Source organism: Mucilaginibacter sp. PAMC 26640 (assembly GCA_001596135.1).
Taxonomy (GTDB): Bacteria; Bacteroidota; Bacteroidia; order Sphingobacteriales; family Sphingobacteriaceae; genus Mucilaginibacter.
Genome location: CP014773.1, coordinates 4,315,900 through 4,339,705 on the forward strand (window position 1 = coordinate 4,315,900; position 23,806 = coordinate 4,339,705).

The 23,806-nt window shown below is 43.7% G+C and carries 20 protein-coding genes; 7 read left to right on the forward strand and 13 right to left on the reverse strand.

The window, feature by feature from the left end:
• Window positions 1-159: 159 nt before the first annotated feature.
• The 10 genes from A0256_18620 to A0256_18665 all read right to left on the reverse strand — a co-directional run bounded on the left by A0256_18620 (window position 160) and on the right by A0256_18665 (window position 12,198).
• Window positions 160-2,757 carry a glucosidase gene (locus tag A0256_18620; protein AMR33290.1) on the reverse strand — a complete coding sequence of 866 codons (2,598 nt, stop codon included), beginning with the start codon at window positions 2,755-2,757 and terminating at the stop codon, window positions 160-162.
• 8 nt (window positions 2,758-2,765) lie between these two features.
• On the reverse strand, window positions 2,766-3,836 hold the full coding sequence (locus A0256_18625; protein ID AMR33291.1) for a peptidase M19: 1,071 nt from the start codon (window positions 3,834-3,836) through the stop codon (window positions 2,766-2,768).
• Between the two features lie 91 nt (window positions 3,837-3,927).
• Window positions 3,928-5,031: a threonine aldolase gene (locus tag A0256_18630; GenBank protein AMR33292.1), complete on the reverse strand. Its 1,104-nt coding sequence runs from the start codon at window positions 5,029-5,031 to the stop codon at window positions 3,928-3,930.
• A 16-nt stretch (window positions 5,032-5,047) separates the two neighbouring features.
• The gene (locus A0256_18635) at window positions 5,048-5,515 is read right to left on the reverse strand and encodes a hypothetical protein (protein AMR33293.1); all 468 of its coding nucleotides are present in this window, start codon (window positions 5,513-5,515) and stop codon (window positions 5,048-5,050) included.
• A 283-nt stretch (window positions 5,516-5,798) separates the two neighbouring features.
• Window positions 5,799-6,896: a hypothetical protein gene (locus A0256_18640; GenBank protein ID AMR34614.1), complete on the reverse strand. Its 1,098-nt coding sequence runs from the start codon at window positions 6,894-6,896 to the stop codon at window positions 5,799-5,801.
• Between the two features lie 74 nt (window positions 6,897-6,970).
• Window positions 6,971-7,783, reverse strand: coding sequence for a hypothetical protein (locus A0256_18645; protein ID AMR33294.1), 813 nt, complete (start codon window positions 7,781-7,783; stop codon window positions 6,971-6,973).
• A gap of 28 nt (window positions 7,784-7,811) precedes the next feature.
• Window positions 7,812-9,356, reverse strand: coding sequence for a PA-phosphatase (locus A0256_18650; protein ID AMR33295.1), 1,545 nt, complete (start codon window positions 9,354-9,356; stop codon window positions 7,812-7,814).
• A gap of 8 nt (window positions 9,357-9,364) precedes the next feature.
• The gene (locus A0256_18655; GenBank protein ID AMR33296.1) at window positions 9,365-10,306 is read right to left on the reverse strand and encodes a hypothetical protein; all 942 of its coding nucleotides are present in this window, start codon (window positions 10,304-10,306) and stop codon (window positions 9,365-9,367) included.
• A gap of 184 nt (window positions 10,307-10,490) precedes the next feature.
• A complete protein-coding gene (locus A0256_18660; protein AMR33297.1) occupies window positions 10,491-11,042 on the reverse strand; it encodes a hypothetical protein in 552 nt (183 codons plus the stop codon).
• 466 nt (window positions 11,043-11,508) lie between these two features.
• On the reverse strand, window positions 11,509-12,198 hold the full coding sequence (locus A0256_18665; GenBank protein ID AMR33298.1) for a methyltransferase: 690 nt from the start codon (window positions 12,196-12,198) through the stop codon (window positions 11,509-11,511).
• Between the two features lie 184 nt (window positions 12,199-12,382).
• On the opposite strand from A0256_18665, the gene A0256_18670 reads away from it, so the two are divergent.
• A complete protein-coding gene (locus A0256_18670; GenBank protein ID AMR34615.1) occupies window positions 12,383-13,132 on the forward strand; it encodes an HAD family hydrolase in 750 nt (249 codons plus the stop codon).
• A gap of 50 nt (window positions 13,133-13,182) precedes the next feature.
• Here A0256_18670 and A0256_18675 read toward each other — a convergent pair whose 3' ends face one another.
• The 3 genes from A0256_18675 to A0256_18685 form a co-directional block, all read right to left on the reverse strand.
• Entirely contained in the window at window positions 13,183-13,980 is a 798-nt protein-coding gene (locus A0256_18675) for an oxidoreductase (protein AMR33299.1), read from the reverse strand.
• Between the two features lie 72 nt (window positions 13,981-14,052).
• Window positions 14,053-14,913, reverse strand: coding sequence for an NAD(P)-dependent oxidoreductase (locus tag A0256_18680; protein ID AMR33300.1), 861 nt, complete (start codon window positions 14,911-14,913; stop codon window positions 14,053-14,055).
• Between the two features lie 59 nt (window positions 14,914-14,972).
• A complete protein-coding gene (locus tag A0256_18685) occupies window positions 14,973-16,130 on the reverse strand; it encodes a glutathione-dependent formaldehyde dehydrogenase (GenBank protein ID AMR33301.1) in 1,158 nt (385 codons plus the stop codon).
• A 208-nt stretch (window positions 16,131-16,338) separates the two neighbouring features.
• Here A0256_18685 and A0256_18690 point away from each other — a divergent pair, with 208 nt between their 5' ends.
• The 6 genes from A0256_18690 (at window position 16,339) to A0256_18715 (ending at window position 23,794) form a co-directional block, all read left to right on the forward strand.
• Complete coding sequence (locus tag A0256_18690; protein AMR33302.1) at window positions 16,339-17,178, forward strand: MBL fold metallo-hydrolase; 840 nt, start codon at window positions 16,339-16,341, stop codon at window positions 17,176-17,178.
• 119 nt (window positions 17,179-17,297) lie between these two features.
• Complete coding sequence (locus A0256_18695; GenBank protein ID AMR33303.1) at window positions 17,298-18,158, forward strand: RNA polymerase subunit sigma; 861 nt, start codon at window positions 17,298-17,300, stop codon at window positions 18,156-18,158.
• 168 nt (window positions 18,159-18,326) lie between these two features.
• Window positions 18,327-18,584 carry a hypothetical protein gene (locus tag A0256_18700; protein ID AMR33304.1) on the forward strand — a complete coding sequence of 86 codons (258 nt, stop codon included), beginning with the start codon at window positions 18,327-18,329 and terminating at the stop codon, window positions 18,582-18,584.
• Complete coding sequence (locus tag A0256_18705) at window positions 18,562-19,221, forward strand: hypothetical protein (GenBank protein AMR34616.1); 660 nt, start codon at window positions 18,562-18,564, stop codon at window positions 19,219-19,221. The genes A0256_18700 and A0256_18705 overlap by 23 nt, the downstream gene beginning before the upstream one ends.
• 10 nt (window positions 19,222-19,231) lie before the next feature.
• The gene (locus tag A0256_18710; GenBank protein AMR33305.1) at window positions 19,232-20,017 is read left to right on the forward strand and encodes an isomerase; all 786 of its coding nucleotides are present in this window, start codon (window positions 19,232-19,234) and stop codon (window positions 20,015-20,017) included.
• A gap of 180 nt (window positions 20,018-20,197) precedes the next feature.
• The gene (locus A0256_18715; GenBank protein AMR33306.1) at window positions 20,198-23,794 is read left to right on the forward strand and encodes a chromosome segregation protein SMC; all 3,597 of its coding nucleotides are present in this window, start codon (window positions 20,198-20,200) and stop codon (window positions 23,792-23,794) included.
• Window positions 23,795-23,806: the final 12 nt, after the last annotated feature.

Here is a 23,806-nt window from a genome sequence, read left to right on the forward strand (position 1 = left end):
AAATCTAAATCAATTAAATTGAATAAAAAAATATTAATGTGTCTTTTGAACGCAATGGGAGAATCAGGGGAAAAATTTAAATTATCTGCGCAAAAAGTCAATAAAGGATTTTTCTAAAATGCATTAAATTACTGATATGATTCAGCCCGGCATTTTATCCTACTGATACAAACAATTTGCTATCAACCCCGTCCAGCCGGTTTGGTGGGATGCACCTTTGCCGCTGCCATTGTCACCGTCGAAATACTCATGATACAGAATATGATCCTTAAACTCGGGATCGTTCTGCATTTTAATATGCTCTCCGAATACCGCCCGACGGCCCTTTTCATCCTTTAAAAAGATGTTAGAAACACGCCGGTAGATCTCGTTAGCAACCTCCTTCAGGCTCATCATATGGCCGGATCCTGTTGGGCATTCAACTTTAAAATCGTCGCCGTAATATTGGTGGTAGGTGTGCAGGCTTTCAATCAGGAGGTAGTTCATTGGCATCCACACCGGGCCTCGCCAGTTGCTGTTGCCGCCAAAAACACCACTATCGCTTTCGGCTGGCACGTACGCTATTGTAAAATCATTACCCTCCACATTAACGCTGTATGGATGGTCGAGATGGTGTTTTGACAAAGAACGGATACCGTAGGGGCTCAGAAACTCATTCTCATCCAGCATGTATCGCAACAGCCGCTTCATCCTGTAGCCTCTTAGTAAGCTAATGAGATGTTTGCCAGTACCTCGTGTCTCATCCCAGCGCGATACAAGTGAAGCCAGATCGGGCCGGTTAGCCGCAAACCAATCCATCCTATCCCGGAAAATAGGGTTGTTAACGATAGCGGAATCATCCAGCACCTCTGCAGCGAATAATGGGATCAGACCAACAATGCTGCGCACCCGCATTTTTTCGGTACTGCCGTCGGCACGGCGCAGCTGATCGTAAAAGAAACCATCACCCTCATCCCAAAGGCCGGTATTATTGTCGCCATGACTGGATATCGCACTTGCGATATAAATAAAGTGCTCGAAAAATTTAGAGGCAATATCCTGGTAAGCTTTGTTTGTAGTTGCCAGCTCGTTTGACATACGCAGCAGGTTGAGCGAATACATGGCCATCCAGCTGGTACCATCCACCTGCTCCAGGTGCGCGCCATTGGTAAATCGGGTGTTTCGATCAAATACGCCTATGTTGTCCAGGCCTAAGAAGCCGCCTTCGAAAATATTATTTCCGGCCTCATCTTTTCGGTTTACCCACCAGGTAAAGTTCAGCATCAATTTATGGAAAATACGTTCCAGGAAATACGTATCACCCTTGCCATCATTATTGGCCTTGTCCAGCAGGTAAATTTTCCAGGTGGCCATGGCATGCACCGGGGGGTTAGCATCGCCAAAATCCCATTCGTAGGCGGGCAGCTGCCCGTTGGGGTGCATATACCATTCTTTCACCAATAGTGTTAGTTGCCTTTTGGCAAAGGCCATATCCAGATTGGCTAAGGGGATACAGTGAAAGGCCAGATCCCATGCGGCAAACCACGGGAATTCCCACTTATCGGGCATAGAGATGATATTGCCCCTGTTATTAAATTGCGGCCAATGACTGTTACGACCAGTTAATCTTTCCGCCGGCGGTTTTGGCTGCGCCGGGTCACCATTAAGCCATTGATGAACATCGTAATAATAAAACTGCTTGCTCCATAACATCCCTGCATATGCCTGGCGCTGAATGAGTGCTTTGTCTGAGTTACCGGCAGGCTGTAACTCCTGGTAAAACAGATCTGCTTCTGCTTGCCGTGTTTTAAACATTGCTTCAAAATCATCAAAACCAGCATCTGCCGAACGCGATAATCTTAGCCGCAATACGTATTGCCCTTTACCGGGAACCGTAACATCATAATTAACAGCCGCTTTGGTGCCGGTATTATTTGGATTAATGCTGTTTGCACCGTGAACTATATGATCGTTAATTCCATCTTTATAAAACGGCTTGCCATCGTCATAAGTATTGAGGCGAACCGTATTGCTTTCATTATCGCAAAAAAGCAATTCTGGCGACCCTTCGGCCTGGAGATACAGCGCTCCTAATTCCTTGTGTTCTATTTTTACCTCGTTGGCATTAGCGACAGAAAGCTTCGGAACATCGCTATCATAACCTAAGGCCCAGGTATTACGGAACCATAACGTAGGCAGCACATTAAGGCTTGCAGCTTCTTGTGAATGGTTCTTAAGTGTTATTTTGATCAGGAGATCATCCTGCGAGGCTTTGGCGTACTCTACAAATACATCGAAGTATTCGTCATTGTCGAAAATCCCAGTATCTATCAGTTCATATTCAGGGTCTTTACGTCCCCGTTTTTTGTTTTCATTCAGTAAGGTGCTATAAGGATATTGTTGCTGCGGATATTTGTAAAGCATTTTCATATAAGAATGCGTAGGCGTATTATCCAGATAATAATACAGCTCCTTTACATCCTCACCGTGGTTACCCTCGCTATTGGTTAAACCAAAATAGCGTTCTTTTATAATCGGATCTTTTTTGTTCCACAGCGCTATCGCGAAGCATAGCTGCTGGTCGCGGTCGCTAATGCCAGCTATTCCCTCTTCGCCCCAACGGTAAGCCTTACTGCGGGCCATATCGTGGGTAGTATAGTTCCAGGCATCGCCACCTGCGCTATAGTCTTCGCGTACGGTACCCCACTGGCGGTCGCTAACGTAAGGTCCCCATTTTTTCCATCCGGTACCGCTTAACCTTTGCTGTTCTGCACTCATACTTAACTTTATTTCCAGGCATTGCGTAAAAATCGTAACCAATTACCATGCATCATTCCTTCTATTTCCTCGTTAGTATAACCACGCTTTTGCAGAAGGGTTGGAACATTTTGCAAATCTGCAATTGTTTCCAGGTCGTATGGGCATTGCTCTTTACCAAATGCGCCATCCAAATCGGTACCCATTCCCACATGCAGCGCGTTACCGGCTATCTGGCAAATATGATCGATGTGATCTGCCATCACCTCCATATTACAGGCCATCCCTTTTGGAGTCGATTGCCTTCTCACCCACCCGGGCACCATCATCCAGGCGTCCAGCGCTGCGCCAATCACAGCGCCACGGTCTACAAGCGCTTTGATCATTTCATCACTATACTGCCGGTTATGGTTCACCAGTGCCCGGCAATTATTATGGCTTGCCCAAATGTGGCCGTTAAAGTTATCCAGCGCCTGCCAAAACGCATCATCGCAGAGGTGAGTAGCATCCAGAATAACGTTTAGGCGCTCCATCTCCTTTAAAAGCGCTAAACCCTCCGCCCCCATTTTGCCTGTTGCGTCGGTACCGTTGGCATAACGGCCCGGCCCGTAATGTGCCGGCCCTACCGCACGTAAACCATTTTTATAAGCCCGCTCCAGGTAACTTATATCCACCAAAGAATCGGCCCCTTCTAAGCTAAGAATATAGCCAACAGGTTTGTGTTCTTCGTGGCTGTCTTCTGCCCAAAGTTTCAAATGATCTTCCAGTGAGGTAAGATCATTGATCTGTACCATTTCGCCATCATCTTCCATTGCCTTATACCAGGCTAGCTGGCCCTGCGTCTGCGCCCAGGCTTGCTGCGGAGAGTGCCAACCGGGCAAATTATTGGCGGGTGCCACATAACGGCCAATTTGGGTAGCCACCACCAGGCCAATATTCCCTTTTCTTAAATCGGGTAACGACACTACACCAAGGCCGCGATCTGGTTTATCGGTTAAACCTTGCTCACGCAAATTGATTTCTCCAATAGGTTTACGCAGGTCGCGGTTCCATTCCAGTGCGTTCATGCTGAGGTCGAGATGAGCATCTATTATGAACATAAATTTTTTTTTTGATTGATGGTGATGACTAAATTGTTCGGTTGATCCAACTCAAAAGCAATTAGGCAAAGTCAGTTTGATCGTGCCAGTGTTAAATTGTGATCTTTCTATCCCTTGCCGTATTTAGCCATTCGCCTTTGACGTGCTGCTCTTCAATAACTAGCGCACGTTCATACAAAGCAATAGTGGGGCAAATGTGATAAGGCAATCCGTATAAAATGTCACCGATTTTAAAAGTGTGATTTTCGCCGGCATCAGCAACTAAATGTTCCTCGCTTTGGCTGGTAAAAACCAGATCGGGAGCATTAAGGAAATAAATACGCTTAGCAAGTTCGTTTTCTGCGGATACAGATTTATGGCCCACATCAATGCATATTTTCCCAGTATCAGGCAGGGATATCACCCTTGCAATAATTAATGCGGCAGGCAGAAAAGGCTGTTCATCAAAAGCCATCTGATAACCCCTGTCCCAGTAAGCAAAAGTTCCAGGACTACATTCCAGTCGTTTGTTGCCTGCGAGAATGGGGTAAGTTGGCGAGCCGCCGGCGATGATGACGGGAAGTGGTAAACCAGCCTCTTCAATTAACCTTGCCAGGTGATAAACAGCTTGCATAGCATCGTCTGCCTTTTTCATCCTTACTTGTATGTCGGCATCATGTATGTGCCCATCGTAAGCATGAAGACCTATGACTTTAATGCCGGGCAATTTTGTACAGGATACATAAAGGGCGAGTGCGTCTCTTCCCGGCACGATGCCTGTGCGGTTCATGCCAACATTCAGGTCAATAAATACCCTGACGATCAAACCATTTAGTCTCGCCGCAGAATCGATCAATTCAGCGGTGATAACATTGTCTACCACACAGGAAAACGTCGTTTCAGGATACTTTTTAATAAGCTCAATAAATCTATTGAGCTTTGGCCCGCTTGGTTGATAGGCAAGCAAAACATCCGGGGCTTTGCACATAGCAAGCATTTCGCCCTCGGCTATAGTTGCGCATTTATATTTAGTAATGCCTGCCTGTAGCATCAGCTTGGTTACCTGCGGGCTTTTATGAGTCTTTACATGCGGTCTTAACCGGTCCACGTCATCAATCATGGATTTTACCATATCGATGTTAAACTTAATCCTGTCAGGATAAACAACCAGGGCAGGCGTATCTAACTCATCTGTATCGGCAATGGTGTACCACATATATATATTGGCGGTTTTAGTCTTCCAGTTCAAACATGGCTTCTATTTCCACCGGTATATTATCCGGCAATGAGCCCATACCTACCGCACTGCGTACTCCAATACCACTTTCTTCACCCCAAACACTGGCGAATAATTCGCTTGCGCCGTTGATGATAAAAGGATGTTTCTCAAAGTCAGCAGTACAATTAACCATACCCAATACTTTCACAACCCTTTTAATATTATTTAAGCTGCCTATATTGGCTTTAATTGTAGCTAAAATCGCTAATCCTACCTGGCGTGCTGCCAGCTTACCATCTTCAGGCGACATATCATCTCCGATGCGGCCAATAATAAGCGTACCGTCGCTTTTAACTGTTCCGTGTCCGGATACATAGAGAAATTTACCAACTACTAAGCATGGTTTGTAAACCCCAAGAGGTTTTGGCGCGGGCGGCAATATGAGTCTTAATGCTGCAAAATTTTGTTCGGCGTTATTCATGCCGTAAAACTATTAAATGCAGGGGGATTAAAACACTTGTACAGGTAAAAAAAGAGAAGTTGTGGACTTGTTGCTGTAAAATACACGAAGAAGGCGCAGAGACCAGCGGTCGGTAAGAAAATCCAGATATAATATTGCAGGTGCATTCCAGTGTTGCTTGATTTGGTAGATCAGGTGTACACGAAGTATTATTGCTGAATTTTTATCCTGATAAAATTAAAATAAAAAAGCCGGGGTCACTACGCCCGGCTTTTAACCAATTTATTAAACTAAGTACAGAAATTTAGAATTTGAATGAAGCGCCTATATTAATAGAATAGTCTGCAAAGGCAGCATCGCCAATTACGTATTTGCCGGTTGTAACCGTGTTTTCTTTATCAGTTACACTTTGCAGTCGGTTACGTTTCAACGCCACAGGTACACTTGCAAAAATATTGATACGTTTTAAGCTGTAATTTAAGGACGGTTCCACCGAAAGCACGTATCCGGGGCGGCGGAAAGCATCGCTCTTACCAATAAGATCTCTAACCGGGATGCCTTCCAATCTTGCACCTGCAGAAATGGTTAATGCGCTAAACCTGCCGCCAAACCTGTAGTTAACGCCTAAACGTGCCAGGTATTGATCTGGTACGCTAGTATTTGCCTCATTAGCTAAAGTTGCGTTAAGTGTTTCCCGGTAAGTGCGGGTGCCGTTGGTATTGCGCGGATTAGCCATGTAATAAAGGTTGGTATAACCGCTGAACCTTTTGCCGAAGTTGAGGTAACCATTAGCTTCTGCAATGATACCAACGCCGCCGTCACCTAACTGGATAGATTGATCTACCGGGCGTTCATTTGGGGTAACATTGTAAAAGTAGCTATTGTAGTTATAATTTCCGGTAGGCAGTTTTACGCCCAAGCCTACTTGAATATTGCCCCGGTGGGTGGTATGGCTATCAAATAACCATCTGTTAGCTACTATACGCATATCGCCGATGCCATGTGACTCTGAATTGTGGCGTTCTTTACCACCGTGTTCATATAAAGACGAACGTGTATTGATCAGATATGGGATCCCTACCGATAGTGACCAGAAACGGTTAAAATTACGGGTGAGGTTCAGATCAATGGTGTTTTGATGATTGATCACCTCGTTGCCCAATACCTGGCGCTGTTTCTGCTCGTCTGCACCTTTGAAGTGTCTGAACGACTTAAAATACCGGTACGAGGTAGTAAACTCCCAGCTTTTATCAGACAGATTGGAAGAATCCAGCATAGGGTGTTCCATAACCGCGAACGATCCGTTGCCCCTGATTGCTACGCAACCTTGCGCATTTACGTTAGTGTTATAGAAAAAAATAGCTACAGCGATAGCTGCAATGAATTTAAAAGTAAATTTCATGGTTAAGGATTTTAAAAAAATGATGTAATAGCCCGGCTCTTCCGAGCCGGGCATAATCTGCAATTGTGCAGGATTTAGGTTTGATTAATAGATTCTTGTTTGTTATTTTTTAGCAAAGAAGATAGGTCGATACGGGAAGATTTTTGTTTCAGAGCGAACCAAAGCGCAAGTATAGATCCATAGCTGCCACCGCGCTCTATCCATTCAAAAACTTCGTAATGTGGGTAGAACAGTTCGGACGCTACTTTCCAGATGAACAAAACCAGCAAAATATTGGCCATTGGTTTAATCAGAACACTCAAGGCTGCGGTAATTTCAAAAACGCCTACAAAAATGGCTGCTTTCCCCGGCTGTGAAAACCCAAGTGCCGCATACTGCTTAAGCAGGGATTTCTTTTCCATTAAATTTAGCCAGCCATGACCCATCAACAGCAAAAACACAACTATTACCAAACATTTGCTTACAGTTTCAAATGTTTTGGCAGATACCTGCATCTCCGGATCTACTTTCGTGAATACTTGTTTCCAACTATTTACCCCGCCGGTTAAGATCAAAAACGCGAGCGGTGCACCGAAGTTACCCGCGCGTTCCAGTACCTCGGCAAACGGCTCGCCAGACAGTGGCCTTAAAAATGCAGTGATGGTGCCCCAAAGTACCAGCCAAAGTGCAACAGCGCGGATGGGATAGGCAAGCATTACCAGCCCCATAATGATATCAATTACACCAACCCATGGCATAAGCACATATGCGGATGCTTTACTGATATTAAATACGGCGAAATAATTGCACCAGATCTCTTTGGTTATAATTCCAAAAGCCCCGTGCCCTATAAAACACATGGCAATTGCAACTCGTAAAATATAATGCAGCCTTACCTCAGTTTTCATCGTTTCGATTCTCTTATCTTCAATTATTTTAATTGGCTCCGTCGGCTTTCCCTCTTGCGACGGCAAATTCGCCTACTTTGATACCGGTTTGTAAACCAACCTCACAATCGCTACGGTAATGGATTGCGCCATATAAACGTGACATGGCCGCTTCATGCGCCATATCCATAAATGCGCTGGCTTTTTCGGGTATAATGTATCCTAAAACCGTTGCAGCAGCTCCGCTAAAGTTAGAGTGGCCCGAGGTATAAGATGGAAAGTTGGGAATGCCGGTAAGCGTTTTTATACCTGCCATCATTTGCGTAGGGCGGGGATTAAAGTAATAATACTTAGCATCCCAGCATACAATAGCCGCATCCATTTCGGCCATGTTGAGCAGTGCAAAATTGCGCGCCCAGCGCACCTCGCTCCAGTTATGTTTTACAAACTCCTCGGCGGCGATACTGTTCCAGTGGCCCGGAGGGGTTGCTGTACCCACACCATCGGCCCAAAAACTTACAATTCGCTCATGCTCGCGGTTATGATCGTTACTCATAGCCAGCACCTCTGCTATTTCCTTTTGGTGTTCTGCAGAATTTTCTGCATACGGTGCTACCGGGCGCAGGGCTACAACGGTAGTTGTAGGAAATAACATGGGTGTTACTTTTGTAAATAACGGTAGCATCGGCGGGCGGTGAGGTAATTCTAAACTGATCCAGGGGGTGGTTCCATTAGCTTTTGCAGTTGTTTCAAAGGCAGTCCAGTCGGTTTGCGTACCAATCGCAGCACCGGCTTTGTCCGTACGGGCACGTGCCAGGAAAACAGCTGCTACCTGTTTGCCTAAAGATTCGCCAGCATCCCAGTCAGACCGGGTATTTGCCCCTGCCATCAGGCGGTATAGTTTCTCTTCGGCAACTTTCTTCTGAATATAATCCAAATCTCCCGGAAACAGCAGTACCATCATCTGTGCAGTTACCCCCGCAACAACAGCATCTTCGCTGGGATAGGCAGGCAGATCAGATTTTGGAATAAGCGCCTGGACATTCACATCATTAGTATAAGGTGCAGGACGGTTAAATTGCTTTTTAAACTTCCAGGCCTGTACCAATGCATCGTATTGAGCGGTACTAACATAAGCGTAGGCACGGGCAGCATAAGGCGGGTTTGAAAATGGAAATAAGGGATAAGCCAGCGGATTTGCAGCACTGGGGAAAGGATAACTGCCATCGTCATTTTGATAGGGTGGCAGATTATGCTTGGCTACCAGTTCCCGAAGGATTTCGTTCCAGCGCAATACCGAACCTGCGCTCCAGTATTTGATAATATCTTTTTGCTCGCTGGTTAAGTTCTTCTGGTAGCTTTTTATCTCGTTCAAATCGGCCAGATAATTTGGAGCGGTGATCGCTTCCGGAGTTGCAACAGTAAATGTAGTAGTGGCCGTTAAAATTGGTGTCCAGCTGTCAGCATTCAAATCGATATTGGCCGGTGCCAGCGCCGGAAACTGCTGATTACGTTCGGTAATATCCTTTTTACAAGATGAAACAAAAAAAGCTGCAGCTAGTATGGTTGATATGTAAAGTATCTTTGTTTTCATAATTTGTTCTATTTATCAGATTTTTCCTTCTTAACAGAAAACACATAATCTATTCCACCAAAAACCTGTGTGTTTTGGCCTACGTTGCGGCCTGCTACTACATAGTTAGCGCCGGCGGTTAACTCAAGCCCGAGTAACGACTGAAACATGTATTTCGCCAGGCCGCCAACCGCTGTTGCATTCATTCGGTTGCTTGGGAAAGGCATATTATTACGCGTTATATCAAAACCGCTTGTTGAAGTATACTTGGTTGCAATAGCTTCAACATTTAATTGCAAGCTGCGGAAACCTGCACTTACCAAAAAGTTGGTTGCATTTGGCATTGCTACCTGGTTGGTGTAGTGCATCTCAGTTGTGTAATAAGAGTCCCTGTCAATGGTGATATTATCCCGGCGAATATACTGCCCAGCCCCTGCGACGAAGAAACGGCCTACCTGGTAATTCAATAAACCGCGGATAGCAACACTTCTGCTACGGCTGCCCAGTGCAAGCGGTAAATAGTCTGGCTGATAACTACCCAAAGGAATAGAACCAGTTGCAATGGCATGAAAGCTTAAAAGACCCCGGCCAATCTGCTCGCGAACGGCCATCCATTTAAAGGCAAGCGCAATGTCCTGTACACCGCGCTGCGACCGCAAAGTGCCCGCACTAACATTGGTTTGAATATAAGGAACGAAAGCTGAAATGTTGATCCTATTGCTAAGGCCATAAACAAGGCCAAGGTTATAAACGTTGCTGCTCACCGTACCAAGGTTTAAATTGTTCCGGTTAAGGGTGCCTTCCCAGTAATGATCCCAGTTATTGTGTGCATACATACCCGCAACGCACAGGTAGTTTTTTGGGATCATGATCGCGTCAGACTCCGTTTGCGCACTAGCAGTTTGCACCAATGCGGTAAGAACAAAAATTCCAACACAATACCTGTAAGTATATTGTAAAAGATGTTTCATATAAAACAAGTAAAATAAAATAGAAAGTTAAAATACAGCCTAACTTGCCTGTACAGGCAAAGTAATATCCCCTTTACATTTTTTACCGCGAAGCCAGTACTAGGAATTGCAAAATCAAAAACTACCCCAATAGTATTGGAACTACCGTAAAAAATGTAAGGGATACAAAATCAAATATATTTTGTTAAGCGCTGAAATTGGGCGGTTTGCCCGGAGATTCAATGTATGGATTGGTAAGACTGGAAGATATAGGGTTCTCAGGTCCTTTCAAATGTTGGGCGAAGGTAACGAAGCTGTATTGCACAGATGGGTTATTGTACTCAAAGCCGCCGGATGCTTTCTTTACCGTGGTCTCCGATCCCTTTTTACTTACAGGAACATCGGCAACATCTTTTGCAACAATAAGGTTAGCACTTACCAGCCGGGTTTTTACACTGTTGGCAATACAAACCAGGTACATGGTATCCCTGGTCATTTTCACACCCAGGTAATTGTAATAACCATCCTTTAGCTGAACCTGGCCCTGCAGGTGTTCATAATCCTTCCAATCCTGGATACCGGGCATATGTACAGGAATTTTAATTTGAATCAGCTGGGTTGCATCTACTTTATTTTCGTAGATCTGTTTTACCATCTTCACCTCAGACCGGTGGATGAAATATTGGAAGAAAAGGGTATAGCCTCCTGAATTAAACAGGTGAACACTTAACAAAAGTATTACTAAAAGCCTTTTCACTAAGATTTTGAATCAATTAGGTATAATTCGGAGGTAAATATATATTAAAAAAATGTAATCGCAAATAATATTCGCGGGACTTACACCTATTATACTTTTACAGGTATCATAAAAAATATTCTTTCAATCATACGAGTATAATAGGCACGTTGCCGCAAATTCAAAACCGGGTCAACACAAATGAAAATAATTCTATTCTAACTTTCTCTAATCCCTAATAATCAATTATTTAAAGTATAAAAAACGTCATGCGAACTATTTAAGATTCGATAAGCATTAGATATTCGATATTGTCCCAAATTTTTTTCCATGTCCTTTACTCAAAAGTCGGCCCCATAGGGGTCATATGTTTGCGGGAAGAAAAATTAAAAAAAATATTGTGCAGCAGGCACAGCACTTAGCTTTCGGTAATCATAAATTGCACATATAATAATGGTGATCTAAAAAAGACACCAGGCAAAATGTTTTAGTCTGCCACCATCAGTCGCGCAAGGTATTGGTCCATATTATCTTCGTGCAAAATCTCAACGGCCCATCCTTCTTCCGAGGCAATATCAATAAGCATATCCTGATCTATATAGAGCCACTGAAACCAGTCGGTTTTTTGACCCTTGTATCCATACTGATACCACAACTCGCCGTAATATCTTCCTGCCGGCAGGTTTCCCTGGTATAGATAGGCAATATCCGAAGAATCAAACAATAACTGGCCGCCCAAATTAAGAAGCGTTTTGCTGTGGCGTAAAAAAACGCGTAATCGCTCTGTATTACCAGCGAGGCCAATGCCATTCATCAATAGTAACAAGGTGTCATACTTTTCACCTTTGTAGGTATAAATATCCTGCTCAATGGCTTGCTTTAAACCACGCTCGCGCATGATATCTACTGCCCTGCCCGAAATGTCCAATGCGGTAACATCGGTGCCAAGGTTTTGCAGGCATAAAGCATGGCTGCCAGCGCCCGCACCAATATCCAACACCCGGCCATGGCAGCGGCCAAGTGCCATTAATTCCAGCTCGGGCATTTCTAACTCTGTGCGGAAGTATACTTCAAGTGGCATTTCTTCTTTTGGCCCATATTTATTGTAGATAAATAGCTTGGCTGCTTTTGTGCCCTTAAAATGATCGTATAGTGCGGTGCCGAAAATGTCTTTCAATATGATAATTATTTTGTGAGCCAAAGTAAGGGATTGTATGTTATTTTGAAGAAATAAATTTTCAAATGAGTTATGAGCCAGGGTGACTCAAGCAAATACCTGATCAATTTAATTATTTTAATATTACTGTCTTGCTACCCGCCACTAAATGAAACAAGCCGGAATGACTACTGTTAAAGGGATCATGAAGAAGCTGGTAATATTTGATTTGGATGGTACACTTGCTGAAAGCAAAGCTGCAATAGATGAGGAAATGGCAAATACGCTTAGCAATCTGTTGAAAGTTGCCAAAGTGGCGATCATATCGGGGGGCGACTGGCCCCAGTTTGAAAAGCAAGTACTCTCCCACTTAGATGATAAAGCTTTGAAAAGGCTCTCCATCCTGCCAACTTGCGGTACTAAATACTATTCTTATAAAAATGGCTGGAAACAGCGATATGCAGAAAATTTCACCATGGCAGAAAAACAGCTAATTATTAAAGAATTGGAAGCAGCAGTTGAAGAGTCGGGTTTTAAAGCAAAGAAAACCTGGGGCGAACAAATTGAAGACCGTGGCAGCCAGGTAACTTTTTCTGCATTAGGCCAGCAGGCGCCACTTAACGATAAAAAGAAATGGGATCCGGATTTTGCAAAACGCAAAGTGATCAAGAAAACTTTGGACCAAACACTTAAGGCTTTTTCGGTACAAATGGGCGGTGCAACATCCATAGATATTACCAAACCGGGTATAGATAAGGCTTACGGTATTCGCAAACTTAAAAAAGTGTTGGATATAAAGATCTCTGAGATGATCTTTATCGGAGATGCATTATTTGAGGGCGGTAACGATCATCCTGCGCGCAAAACCGGTGTAACCTGCATCCAGGTTCGCGACCCTGAGGAAACAAAAAGAGTGATTGAGGGAATAGTAGCCTGTTTAGGTTCCAAAAAATAGATGTGCAGTTTAAAATATAGCCGCCCTTTTAGGGCAGCTATAAGTTCTTGTTAGTCACGTTCAACTGGTTTCTGTTGTTCATAAACCATATGTGCCAATGCGGCATCTGGTGTTAAGTTCCCCATAGCTACCTGTACTTTATTTTTAATACCGGATACTACTTTATCGGTACCGGCCATTAAAGCATCATAACCATCTTTGGCTACGTCGGCCGCATTAGCCATTGCAGATTTATCCTGCACTGCCTTGCTGCTATTCATACCTGCCTTGTTGAAGAAATCGGTATCAGTTACACCCGGCAGCAATGCAGTGATAACCACCTCTGTATCTTTCACTTCTTCTCGCACAGCTTCTGTCAGCGATAACACATATGCCTTGGTTGCATGGTAAACTGCTTGCCACGGGCCGGGAGTGGTACTGGCTATAGATGCCAGGTTGAGAATCTTACCCGAGTTCCGGCTAGTCATTTCTTTAACAAAATACTTTGTCAGAATGGTTAATGCACCAATATTAAGGTCGATAATTCGCAGTTCACGGTCTATTTCGGTATCTTTAAACTCACCATAAACGCCCTGTCCTGCATCATTTACCAGCACATCTATTTGCAATCCGCGGGCTTTGATATCATCGCAAAGCGAAAACACTTCATCTCGATTAAAAAAGTCTTTGGCAATCGTAATTACCTCTACCCCACTTTGACGAAATTCAGCGGCTTTGTTATCCAATTCCTGCTGATTGCGTGATACGATGACCATGTTATATCCGTCTTTCGCAAAAAGTTTCGCTAATTCGTACCCTATTCCGCTGGTTGCACCGGTTATCAGGGCATATTTTCCTGTGTTTGCCATAATTTAAGTTTAGTTTTAAATAGATATATAATCGGTCAATTATCAAGCCGATAACTATTATCCTCTCCTTATCTAACCATTAACCACTTCTCCCCCGTTTACATGTATTACCTGCCCGGTAATAAATGAGGAGTCATCAGAAGCAAGGAAGACGTAGGCCGGCGCTACCTCGGAGGGCTGCCCTGCCCGTTTCATTGCAGTTTCACTTCCAAAATCTTTTATCTTCTCTTCCTCAAATGTTGATACGATGAGCGGAGTCCAAACCGGGCCGGGTGCAACTGCATTCACCCTGATATTTTTTTCGACCAAATTGGTGGCCAGCGAACGGGTGAAAGTAGTGATTGCCCCTTTTGTTGATGAATAATCAACAAGGTTAGGTGAAGAGCGGTAAGCGGTTACCGATGTTGTATTTATTATGGTATCGCCTGCTTTTAAATGATCCAAAGCTGCTGCTGCGAAATGGAAATAAGCAAAGATATTTGTTTTAAAGGTAGTTTCGAGTTGCTCCCCGCTGATATCTCTGAACTCCTTTTGAGGGAATTGAACACCCGCATTATTGACCAGAATGTTGAGCTTGCCTAGCTTTGCTATCTTTTGCTCAACGGCATTTTTACAAAAATCGCGATCTTTTACGTCCCCCGGTATTAATATACATTGTTTGCCCTTTGCCTCAACCAATCTTTTGGTTTCTTCGGCATCTTCGCTTTCATCCAGGTAAACAATGGCAACGTCCGCACCTTCCGCTGCATAGTGTACCGCTATTGCCCGGCCAATGCCACTATCTCCGCCGGTTATCAGTGCTACTTTATCAGCCAGTTTCCCTGCTGCTTTGTAGGTTGCCTTCATATACTCTGGCCTCGGCTCCATCTTTGCTTCTATACCAGGCTGGTGTTCCTGCTTATCAGCCACTTTTACTCCTTCTTTATTTTCCATTTTTACTTAAATAAAAAAACCGGCGCAACGTTAAGCTGCGCCGGTTTGGGTAATTATAATTATGGTTTTAAAACCACTTTAACGCAATCGTCCTCTTTCTTGTCGAAGATTTCATAAGCATGAGTTACCTCACTCAATGGCAATGTGTGGCTGATAATATCATCCAACACAACCTTTTCCTCTTTAACCAGGTCAATCAAATGATCAATATAGTTGATCACCGGCGCCTGCCCCATTTTCAGCGTTATGCCTTTATCAAATAAGCGGTGGAAAGGGAAATTATCATAGGTAGAGCCGTAAACGCCCACTATGCTTACAGTACCCATACGGCGAACTGCTTTAAAAGCCATATCCAGCACTTTCATACTGCCAACTTCAAAGTTAATTGCTGCTTTTGCCCTGTCAAGGATGGTGCGCTCCGGTTCGAAACCTACTGCATCCACGCAAACATCTGCTCCACGACCACCGGTCATTTCGCGGATAGCTTCAACCACGTCAACTTCGTTGGGGTTTAATGTATCAACTTTATTTACCGCGCGGGCTTTATCCAGGCGATAGTTAACCGGGTCGATAGCGATGACGCGGCTTGCACCATTGATCCATGCAGCTTTTTGCGCCATCAGGCCAACTGGTCCCGAACCGAATATGGCCACTACTTCACCGCCTTTAAGTTGCGCCCAGTCAATAGCCGACCAACCTGTTGGAAATATATCAGTAAGGAACAAAACTTGTTCATCCGTCATGTTATCTGGCACCACGCGCGGGCTGATATCAGCGTAGGGAACCCGTACGTATTCTGCCTGGCCGCCAGAATATCCACCGTAAAGATCGGTGTAACCAAATAATGCTGCCCCTTTTTGATCGGCCATGTCACCATTAGGTCCGTAGTGCTTATAATTAGAATTTTCGCAAGCCGGAGAAGCATCGTGATTACAGAAAAAACAATGCCCGCATGCAATTGGGAATGGTACCACAACGCGGTCACCACGTTTTAAGTTAGTAATTTCTGATCCTACCTCTTCCACTATGCCCATAAATTCGTGCCCCATTACCATTGGGTCGGCTTGCGGCACGCCGCCACTGAGAATATGTAAATCCGAACCGCAAATAGCTGTCGAGGTTACTTTGAGAATTACATCACGTGAGTTTTCGATCCTGGGATCTTCTACCGTGTCATAGCGTATGTCGCCTGGTTTGTGAAATACTGCAGCTTTCATATTGTTGTTTTGTTTGAGTTTATTTTACAACAGATTTGAGTGCATTATAGTTTTAAGAATAATTATAAATTATAAGTAACAAGAAATTACTTTGCGTAAAATTCAAACAAGAGTATCAGGAATAGGTGTTAGGAGGTGGTAATATTTTGTCTCATTCTGTTAAAATCATAAAAATCATCCCAAATAAAATTTTGAAATTCGTAGTCATATGAAACTGCATACGATAGATACCGGTTTTTTTAAATTAGATGGCGGGGCAATGTTTGGAGTTGTGCCGAAAGCGATCTGGCAAAAAACCAACCCGGCTGATGATAATAACCTGTGTACATGGGCGATGCGTTGTTTATTGGTGGAAGACGGGAACCGGTTAATTTTGATAGATACGGGTATAGGTAACAAACAAAGTGAAAAGTTCTTCAGTCACTATTACCTGCATGGCAGTGCATCCATGGATAGCTCATTAGCGGCCAAAGGTTTTCACCGCGATGATATCACCGATGTTTTTCTTACACACCTGCACTTTGATCATGTTGGCGGTGCGGTTATACGAGTGGGCGACAATTTGCAACCTGCATTTAGAAACGCCACTTACTGGAGCAACACCCAACATTGGGATTGGGCGGTAAACCCAAATGACCGGGAGAAGGCCTCGTTTTTAAAAGAAAATATCTTACCGATACAGGAGAGCGGACAACTTAAATTTATAGATGCGGTTAATGGATTTAAATTTACGGAAAACATCAGCATTCGGCTTGCCTTTGGGCATACAGATGCCATGATGCTCCCGCTGATCAGCTACAAGGGGCATCAGATTTTATATATGGCCGACCTGCTGCCTTCTGTAGGGCACCTGCCGTTACCCTATGTAATGGCTTATGATATATTCCCCTTGAAAACCTTGCAAGAGCGCAAAGTTTATTGGGCTGAGGCAGTAGAAAAAGAATACATATTGTACCTGGAGCATGACCCTTTTAATGAATGTTGTACCCTGCAGCAAACGGAAAAAGGTATAAAAGTGAAGGAAATTTTTGACCTGGATAAACTTTAATTTAGCTTTACATTTATAATAAATTAATGCATTTTAGCAACCGCCAAATTTAGATTTTGGAAACAAAATAATAGCTTTGCACGTTTAATTTAAAACCCAGAACCGAGGTTAAAAAATAGATGAGACAACTCAAAATAACCCAATCAATAACCAATCGTGAGTCACAATCCCTCGATAAATACTTGCACGAAATTGGTAAAGTTGATTTGATAACCGCCGAAGAAGAAGTAATACTAGCCCAAAAAATACGCGAAGGCGATCAGGCTGCATTGGAAAGGTTAACCAAAACCAATCTTCGTTTTGTTGTGTCTGTTGCTAAACAATATCAAAACCAGGGCCTCACCCTTGGAGATTTAATAAATGAGGGTAACCTGGGGTTGATAAAAGCAGCCAAGCGCTTCGATGAAACCAAAGGATTTAAATTTATTTCTTACGCAGTTTGGTGGATCCGCCAGTCAATTTTGCAGGCCATTGCCGAGCAGAGCCGTATTGTGCGTTTGCCGTTAAACCAGGTTGGGAGTTTAAGTAAAATAAGCAAGGCGTTCTCCAAATTAGAGCAGGAGTTTGAACGTGAGCCATCTCCGGAAGAACTTGCAGACACACTGGAAACTACGGTAGACAAAATATCTGACACATTAAGTAACAGCGGCCGCCACGTATCGATGGATGCACCGTTTGTACAAGGCGAAGAAAACACATTGCTGGATGTACTGGAAAATAAAGAGCCCAATACAGACTCGATTTTGATCAACGAATCTCTGTCTGAAGAGATCAAACGTTCCTTATCAACCCTAACCGAGCGCGAGCGGGAGATCATTGTATTATTCTTTGGCCTTGGCAGTAACCACCCGCTTTCATTGGAAGAAATTGGCGAAAAATTTAACCTTACCCGCGAACGGGTTCGCCAGATAAAAGATAAAGCTTTGCAGCGTTTACGCCATACCTCGCGCAGCAAAATCCTCAAATCATACCTCGGTTAAGTAATCGATACAGCTATCTTTTAAAGCCTTTGCCTAAATAACAAAGGCTTTTTTTGTGGTACACAATTTATTGCTGCTATAAGCGTATAGTATCAGCAAATGAATCGCCTCATCACCCTAACAATTCAATACTATAGGTCTATCTTACTCTATAATGTTGCCTTTTTTATGTTGACCATCCTTTTTGTTCTATTCGGTGTTGGGGCAGGTACTGGTGGCTGGTTATTTTGTAAAATATTTGCCGTATTAGGTGCAATTGGATTACACTACTATTCATCGCCGCAAACTTTTTTTTATTATCGTAATGCCGGCCTTAGCATTCGTAGGCTGTACGGCTATACGTTACTGATTGATCTGGGTATATTTATCATTATTGCCCTGCCCCTAAACCTTATTGCCCATGCTGCCGCTCACTTTAAAGGTTGATAGTGTACAATTGGAATTTGGCAACCGCAGAATATTGCAGGATGTACATCTGGACTGTAAACAGGGTGAGATCATTGGCCTTTTAGGGCGAAACGGATGCGGTAAATCATCTCTTCTCCGCATTATTTTTGGCACATTGGAGCCTTCTTATAAATATGTGGGCATCAATAATAATGTCATTCAAAAAGGCTATTTAAATAACCGCATTGCCTACCTGCCACAACATGGGTATTTGCCGAAGAATATCAAAATTAAAAATCTTGCCCGGATGTTAGTGGATGGAACTTTATGGAATGAATTTGCGCAATTGCCGATCTTTACTGCAAATGAAGAAAAAACAGCTGATCAGGTCTCTGGTGGGGAATTGCGCCAGCTGGAGATGCTGATGATCATACATAGCCGGGCCGACTTTATCCTTTTAGACGAACCCTTTACCCACATCTCCCCCATACAGGCAGACGAATTTAAACCCATAATGAGAGCCTGCGCCAAACGCAAGGGCATCATTGTTACCGATCATCAGTATTATAATATTTTAGACGTGAGTGACAGGGTTATTCTATTGCAGGATGGCACCACAAAACACATCACCGATAATAGTGAATTGGTAACATATGGCTACCTTAGTGGAACGTAAATATTACCTTATGACTATCCCAATTTACCAGGCCGATGCTTTTACCGATCAACTATTTGGCGGGAACCCCGCTGCTGTTTGTCCGCTGAGTGACTGGCTGCCGGATGAAGTAATGCAAAAAATAGCCTTAGAGAATAATTTAGCCGAAACAGCTTTCTTCGTGAAAAATGAAACCGGTTACCTCTTGCGGTGGTTTACGCCGGAGTTAGAAATTGATCTCTGCGGCCATGCCACGCTTGCTTCGGCTCATATTATTTTTACTGAGTTGAATTTTCAGGGCGATACCATCCATTTCGATACGCTAAAAGCAGGCGTACTAACAGTAAAGCGCGATGGTGATAAATATGTAATGGATTTCCCTTCGAGGCCACCATTTCCGGCCGAACTTCCGATAGGCTTGGTAGAGGCCCTGGGCGATAAGCAACCACAAAAAGTGCTGCGATCAAGGGATTACTTATTGATCTATGAAACCGAAGATGATATTGCCAGTATAGTGCCCAACCATTCTGCCCTTGCTAAAATAAATACGCTGGGCGTTATTGTAAGCGCGCCAGGAAATGATGTCGATTTCGTGTCGCGCTTTTTTGCGCCGGCGGCCGGTGTACCGGAGGATCCTGTTACCGGATCAGCTCATTGTAACCTGATCCCCTATTGGGCCGAAAAATTGGGCAAGAATAAATTGCATGCCTTTCAGATCTCCGCCCGGAGAGGCGAATTGTGGTGCGAATTAAAAGGCGAAAGAGTAACCATGGCTGGCAAGGCAGTAACTTATTTAAAGGGAGAAATTTATGTGTAGTATTGTTTTAATAAACGGTTTCTAAATTATGTTAAAGTCCATCACTTGCCCAATAAAGCAAGTGGTTGAGCCTTGCAAAGTCAGGAACACGGCTCTTCAAAACGGCAAAATTCAGTTAATAAAAGTCGCATTAAATCCCTACCTTAAAATTTCAATTCTACAAACGGACTACTCCATTTAATGCAGCTTACTCAGTTAGAAATCAAGGGATTCAAAAGCTTTGGCGATAAAATCACCATCAACTTTAACGAGGGTGTTACCGCTATTGTTGGCCCAAACGGCTGTGGTAAAAGCAACGTGGTGGATGCAATCCGCTGGGTTTTAGGGGAGCAGAGTACCCGCATGCTGCGTTCTGAAAAAATGGATAACGTTATTTTTAACGGAACCAAAAGCCGCAAAGCAGCTAACCTCGCAGAAGTATCGCTTACGTTTGATAATACCAAAAACATTCTCCCTACCGATTTTTCGCAGGTGACTCTTACGCGCCGCCTTTATCGTACCGGCGAAAGCGAGTACCGACTGAATGATGTACAATGCCGCTTAAAAGATATCACCGACCTGTTTATGGACACCGGCGTGGGGGCCGACTCCTACTCTATCATCGAATTGCGGATGATCGACGAGATCATCAATAATAAAGAAGGTTCGCGCAGGAATTTATTTGAGGAGGCTTCCGGAATCTCTAAATATAAGCTGCGCAAAAAGCAAACCTTTAGCAAGCTTAAAGATACCGAGGCGGACCTTGAGCGCGTGGAGGACCTATTATTTGAAATAGACAAAAATTTAAAAACACTAGAAAATCAAGCTAAAAAAACAGAACGTTACTACCGCCTGCGCGACCAGTATAAAGGCTTAAGTATTTCACTGGCTTCGTTCCGTATCGCCGGCTTTAGTAATACCCTGGCAGCAATAGAGGAAAAAGAACAAAAGCAACGGCTGGAAAAATCGGGCATTGTAACGCAGATTGATACCCTGGAAGCTACTTTGCAGCAGCAGAAACTCGAAAGCCTTACACGGGAAAAAAACCTGGCGGCACAGCAGAAAACAACCAATGAATTTATTTCAAAAATTCGCGCTTATGAGAGCGAGAAGCGGATAAAGAACGAACAATTAAAGAATCAGAAAGATAGAGAAAGCCGTTTAAAGGACGAGTTGGATCGTGATGGCAACCAGCATAAACACGTACAGTATAACATTAAGCGCCTGAATGAAGAGCAAATGCAGGAAGAAGAAAACCTGCAAAATATTACCGGGCAGGTGGCAGACCTGAAGGCAGCGGTTGACCAACTCAGACTAGAGCAAACCACAGCCCGTAATGAGTTGAACGAGTTAAATACCATCAGCAACCGCCTCCAAAACCAGGTTTACAAAACTGAAAAGGAAATCGATATCCTTCATATTCAGCAGCAGGCTTTAGAGCAGGAAAGCCTGCGCAATATGGAGGACGCCAGTAGCAAAGAAACTGAACTATCCCATTTTAACAGCGTAGTAAACGAACTGCACAACCGAACCGAAACCTTAAAAAAGGCCTATGAAGTTGCTTTAGAGACCGATAACAAACTGCAGGAACAAATAGCTGAAACAGAAACGCAACTCAAATCCGTAACGCAAAATATTGCTACCGACGGGCGTAAACTGGATGCCAAGCAAAACGAATACAACCTGACAAAAAGTATGGTGGATAATTTGGAGGGGTTCCCTGAATCGATCCGGTTTTTAAAAAAGAACACCACCTGGGCAAAAAACATCACCTTGTTCAGCGATATACTATTTTGCAAGGAAGAGTTCAGAATAGCCATAGAGAACTACCTGGAACCGCTGATGAATCATTACGTGGTAAACAATTACGATGAAGCTATCGCAGCCATCAATTTGTTGAGTAATTCCTCCCGCGGGCGTGCGCAATTTTTTATCCTGGAAAATTACAACGCTAATTCAACCCCATCCAACTTTTTGCCGGAAGGCGAGACTTTAAAATCTCTTGACGACCTGCCTCCAGTTGAGGAATTGATTGGAGTTGATGCCATCCCTGCCCTATCGGTAATTGAGGTTGATGAACGTTATAAAGCGCTATGCACTGATTTGCTCAAGAACGTTTACCTCGTTAACGACCATACTGAAAAAGATATCAATAATGCGCCCCTTCCCGATAATATCGTGCTGATTGGTAAGAGTGGTAAGTTCAATAAATCCCTGCATACGATGGCGGGAGGATCAGTTGGACTTTTTGAAGGGAAACGGATTGGCCGCGCAAAAAACCTCGATAACTTATTAAAAGAAATCAAACTGGCCGAGAGCAGCATTGGCATTTTGAAAAGCCAAAGTGAAGCATTGCAAAGCAATTTATATGCGCTAAGGGCATCTGTAAAAACCAGCGACGTGCGGCAAAAGCAAGTGGAACTTAATCAGCTGAATACGGAGCTGATTACCGTTAAAACCAAGAAGGAACAATACCAGGCCTTTATAGAGAACAGCCTCAATCGAAAGCAGGATATCGCTAACCGGATTAGCAGTATCAAAGAAGAGATCTTGAAACTCCTGCCCCAACTGGCCGAATTTAAAACACAAAAACAGATTCAGGCAGATTTAGCGCTTGACAAACAGCAAGCTTTTAATGAACTTAACGAGTTGGTAACGGTACAATCCAACACCTATAGCCAGGAAAACATCCGCTTTCATCAACAGCAAAACCGCGTTTCGGGTTTGATGAAGGATCTGGAGTACCGGGAATCTCAAATGGATAATCTGGATAGCCGCATTAAACAAAATAGTGCTGAACTTGATAAGGTAAAGGCTTTGATCAAAGAAAACCTGCAGCAAACAGGCGATAGTGATGAGAGCCTGCTGGAGATGTATGAGCAAAAGGAAAACCTGGAGAAAGCCACACAGGAAGCCGAGCGTGAATATTATACTTTCAGGGGAAACATTACCGAGGCAGAAAATCAGATCCTTACATTACGACGCAGTAAAGACCAGGCCGAACTTTTGGAGAATGAGTTAAAGGATGCGCGTAACAATCTAAAACTGGATCTAAACGCTTTAAAAGAACGCCTGTCGGTTGAGTTTAACGTGGATATAGCAGACCTCCCCGAGACTGAAGATAATCAAACTGAAAGCGAAAACGAGATCCGTGAGAAAACGGAAAAAATGAAACGCCAGCTGGATGATTTTGGCGCCATTAATCCTATGGCGGTAGAAGCCTATACCGAAATGAGCGAACGCCACACTTTTATCCAGTCGCAAAAGAAAGATCTGGCAGAAGCTAAAGCGTCTTTACTGGCAACCATACAAGAGATTGATGACACTGCCAAAGAAAAATTCATGTCTGCTTTTACGATGGTGCGCGAAAACTTCATTAAAGTATTCCGGTCATTATTTAACGAAGAAGATTCCTGCGACCTGATCCTCTCCGATCCTACGCGTCCCCTGGAGTCTGAAATTGACATCATTGCCCGGCCAAAAGGTAAACGTCCGCTTTCGATCAATCAATTATCCGGCGGAGAAAAAACACTTACCGCAACGGCTATCCTCTTTTCACTTTATTTATTGAAACCGGCACCCTTCTGTATCTTTGATGAGGTGGATGCGCCGCTGGATGATACCAATATTGATAAGTTCAACAATATCATCCGCAAATTTTCTAAAGAGTCGCAATTTATCATCATATCCCATAACAAACGCACCATTGCCTGTACAGATATCATCTATGGAGTTACCATGGTGGAGCAAGGGATATCCCGGGTAGTGCCGGTAGATTTGCGCGAACTGGCAGATTAAAAAAAAGCGCTC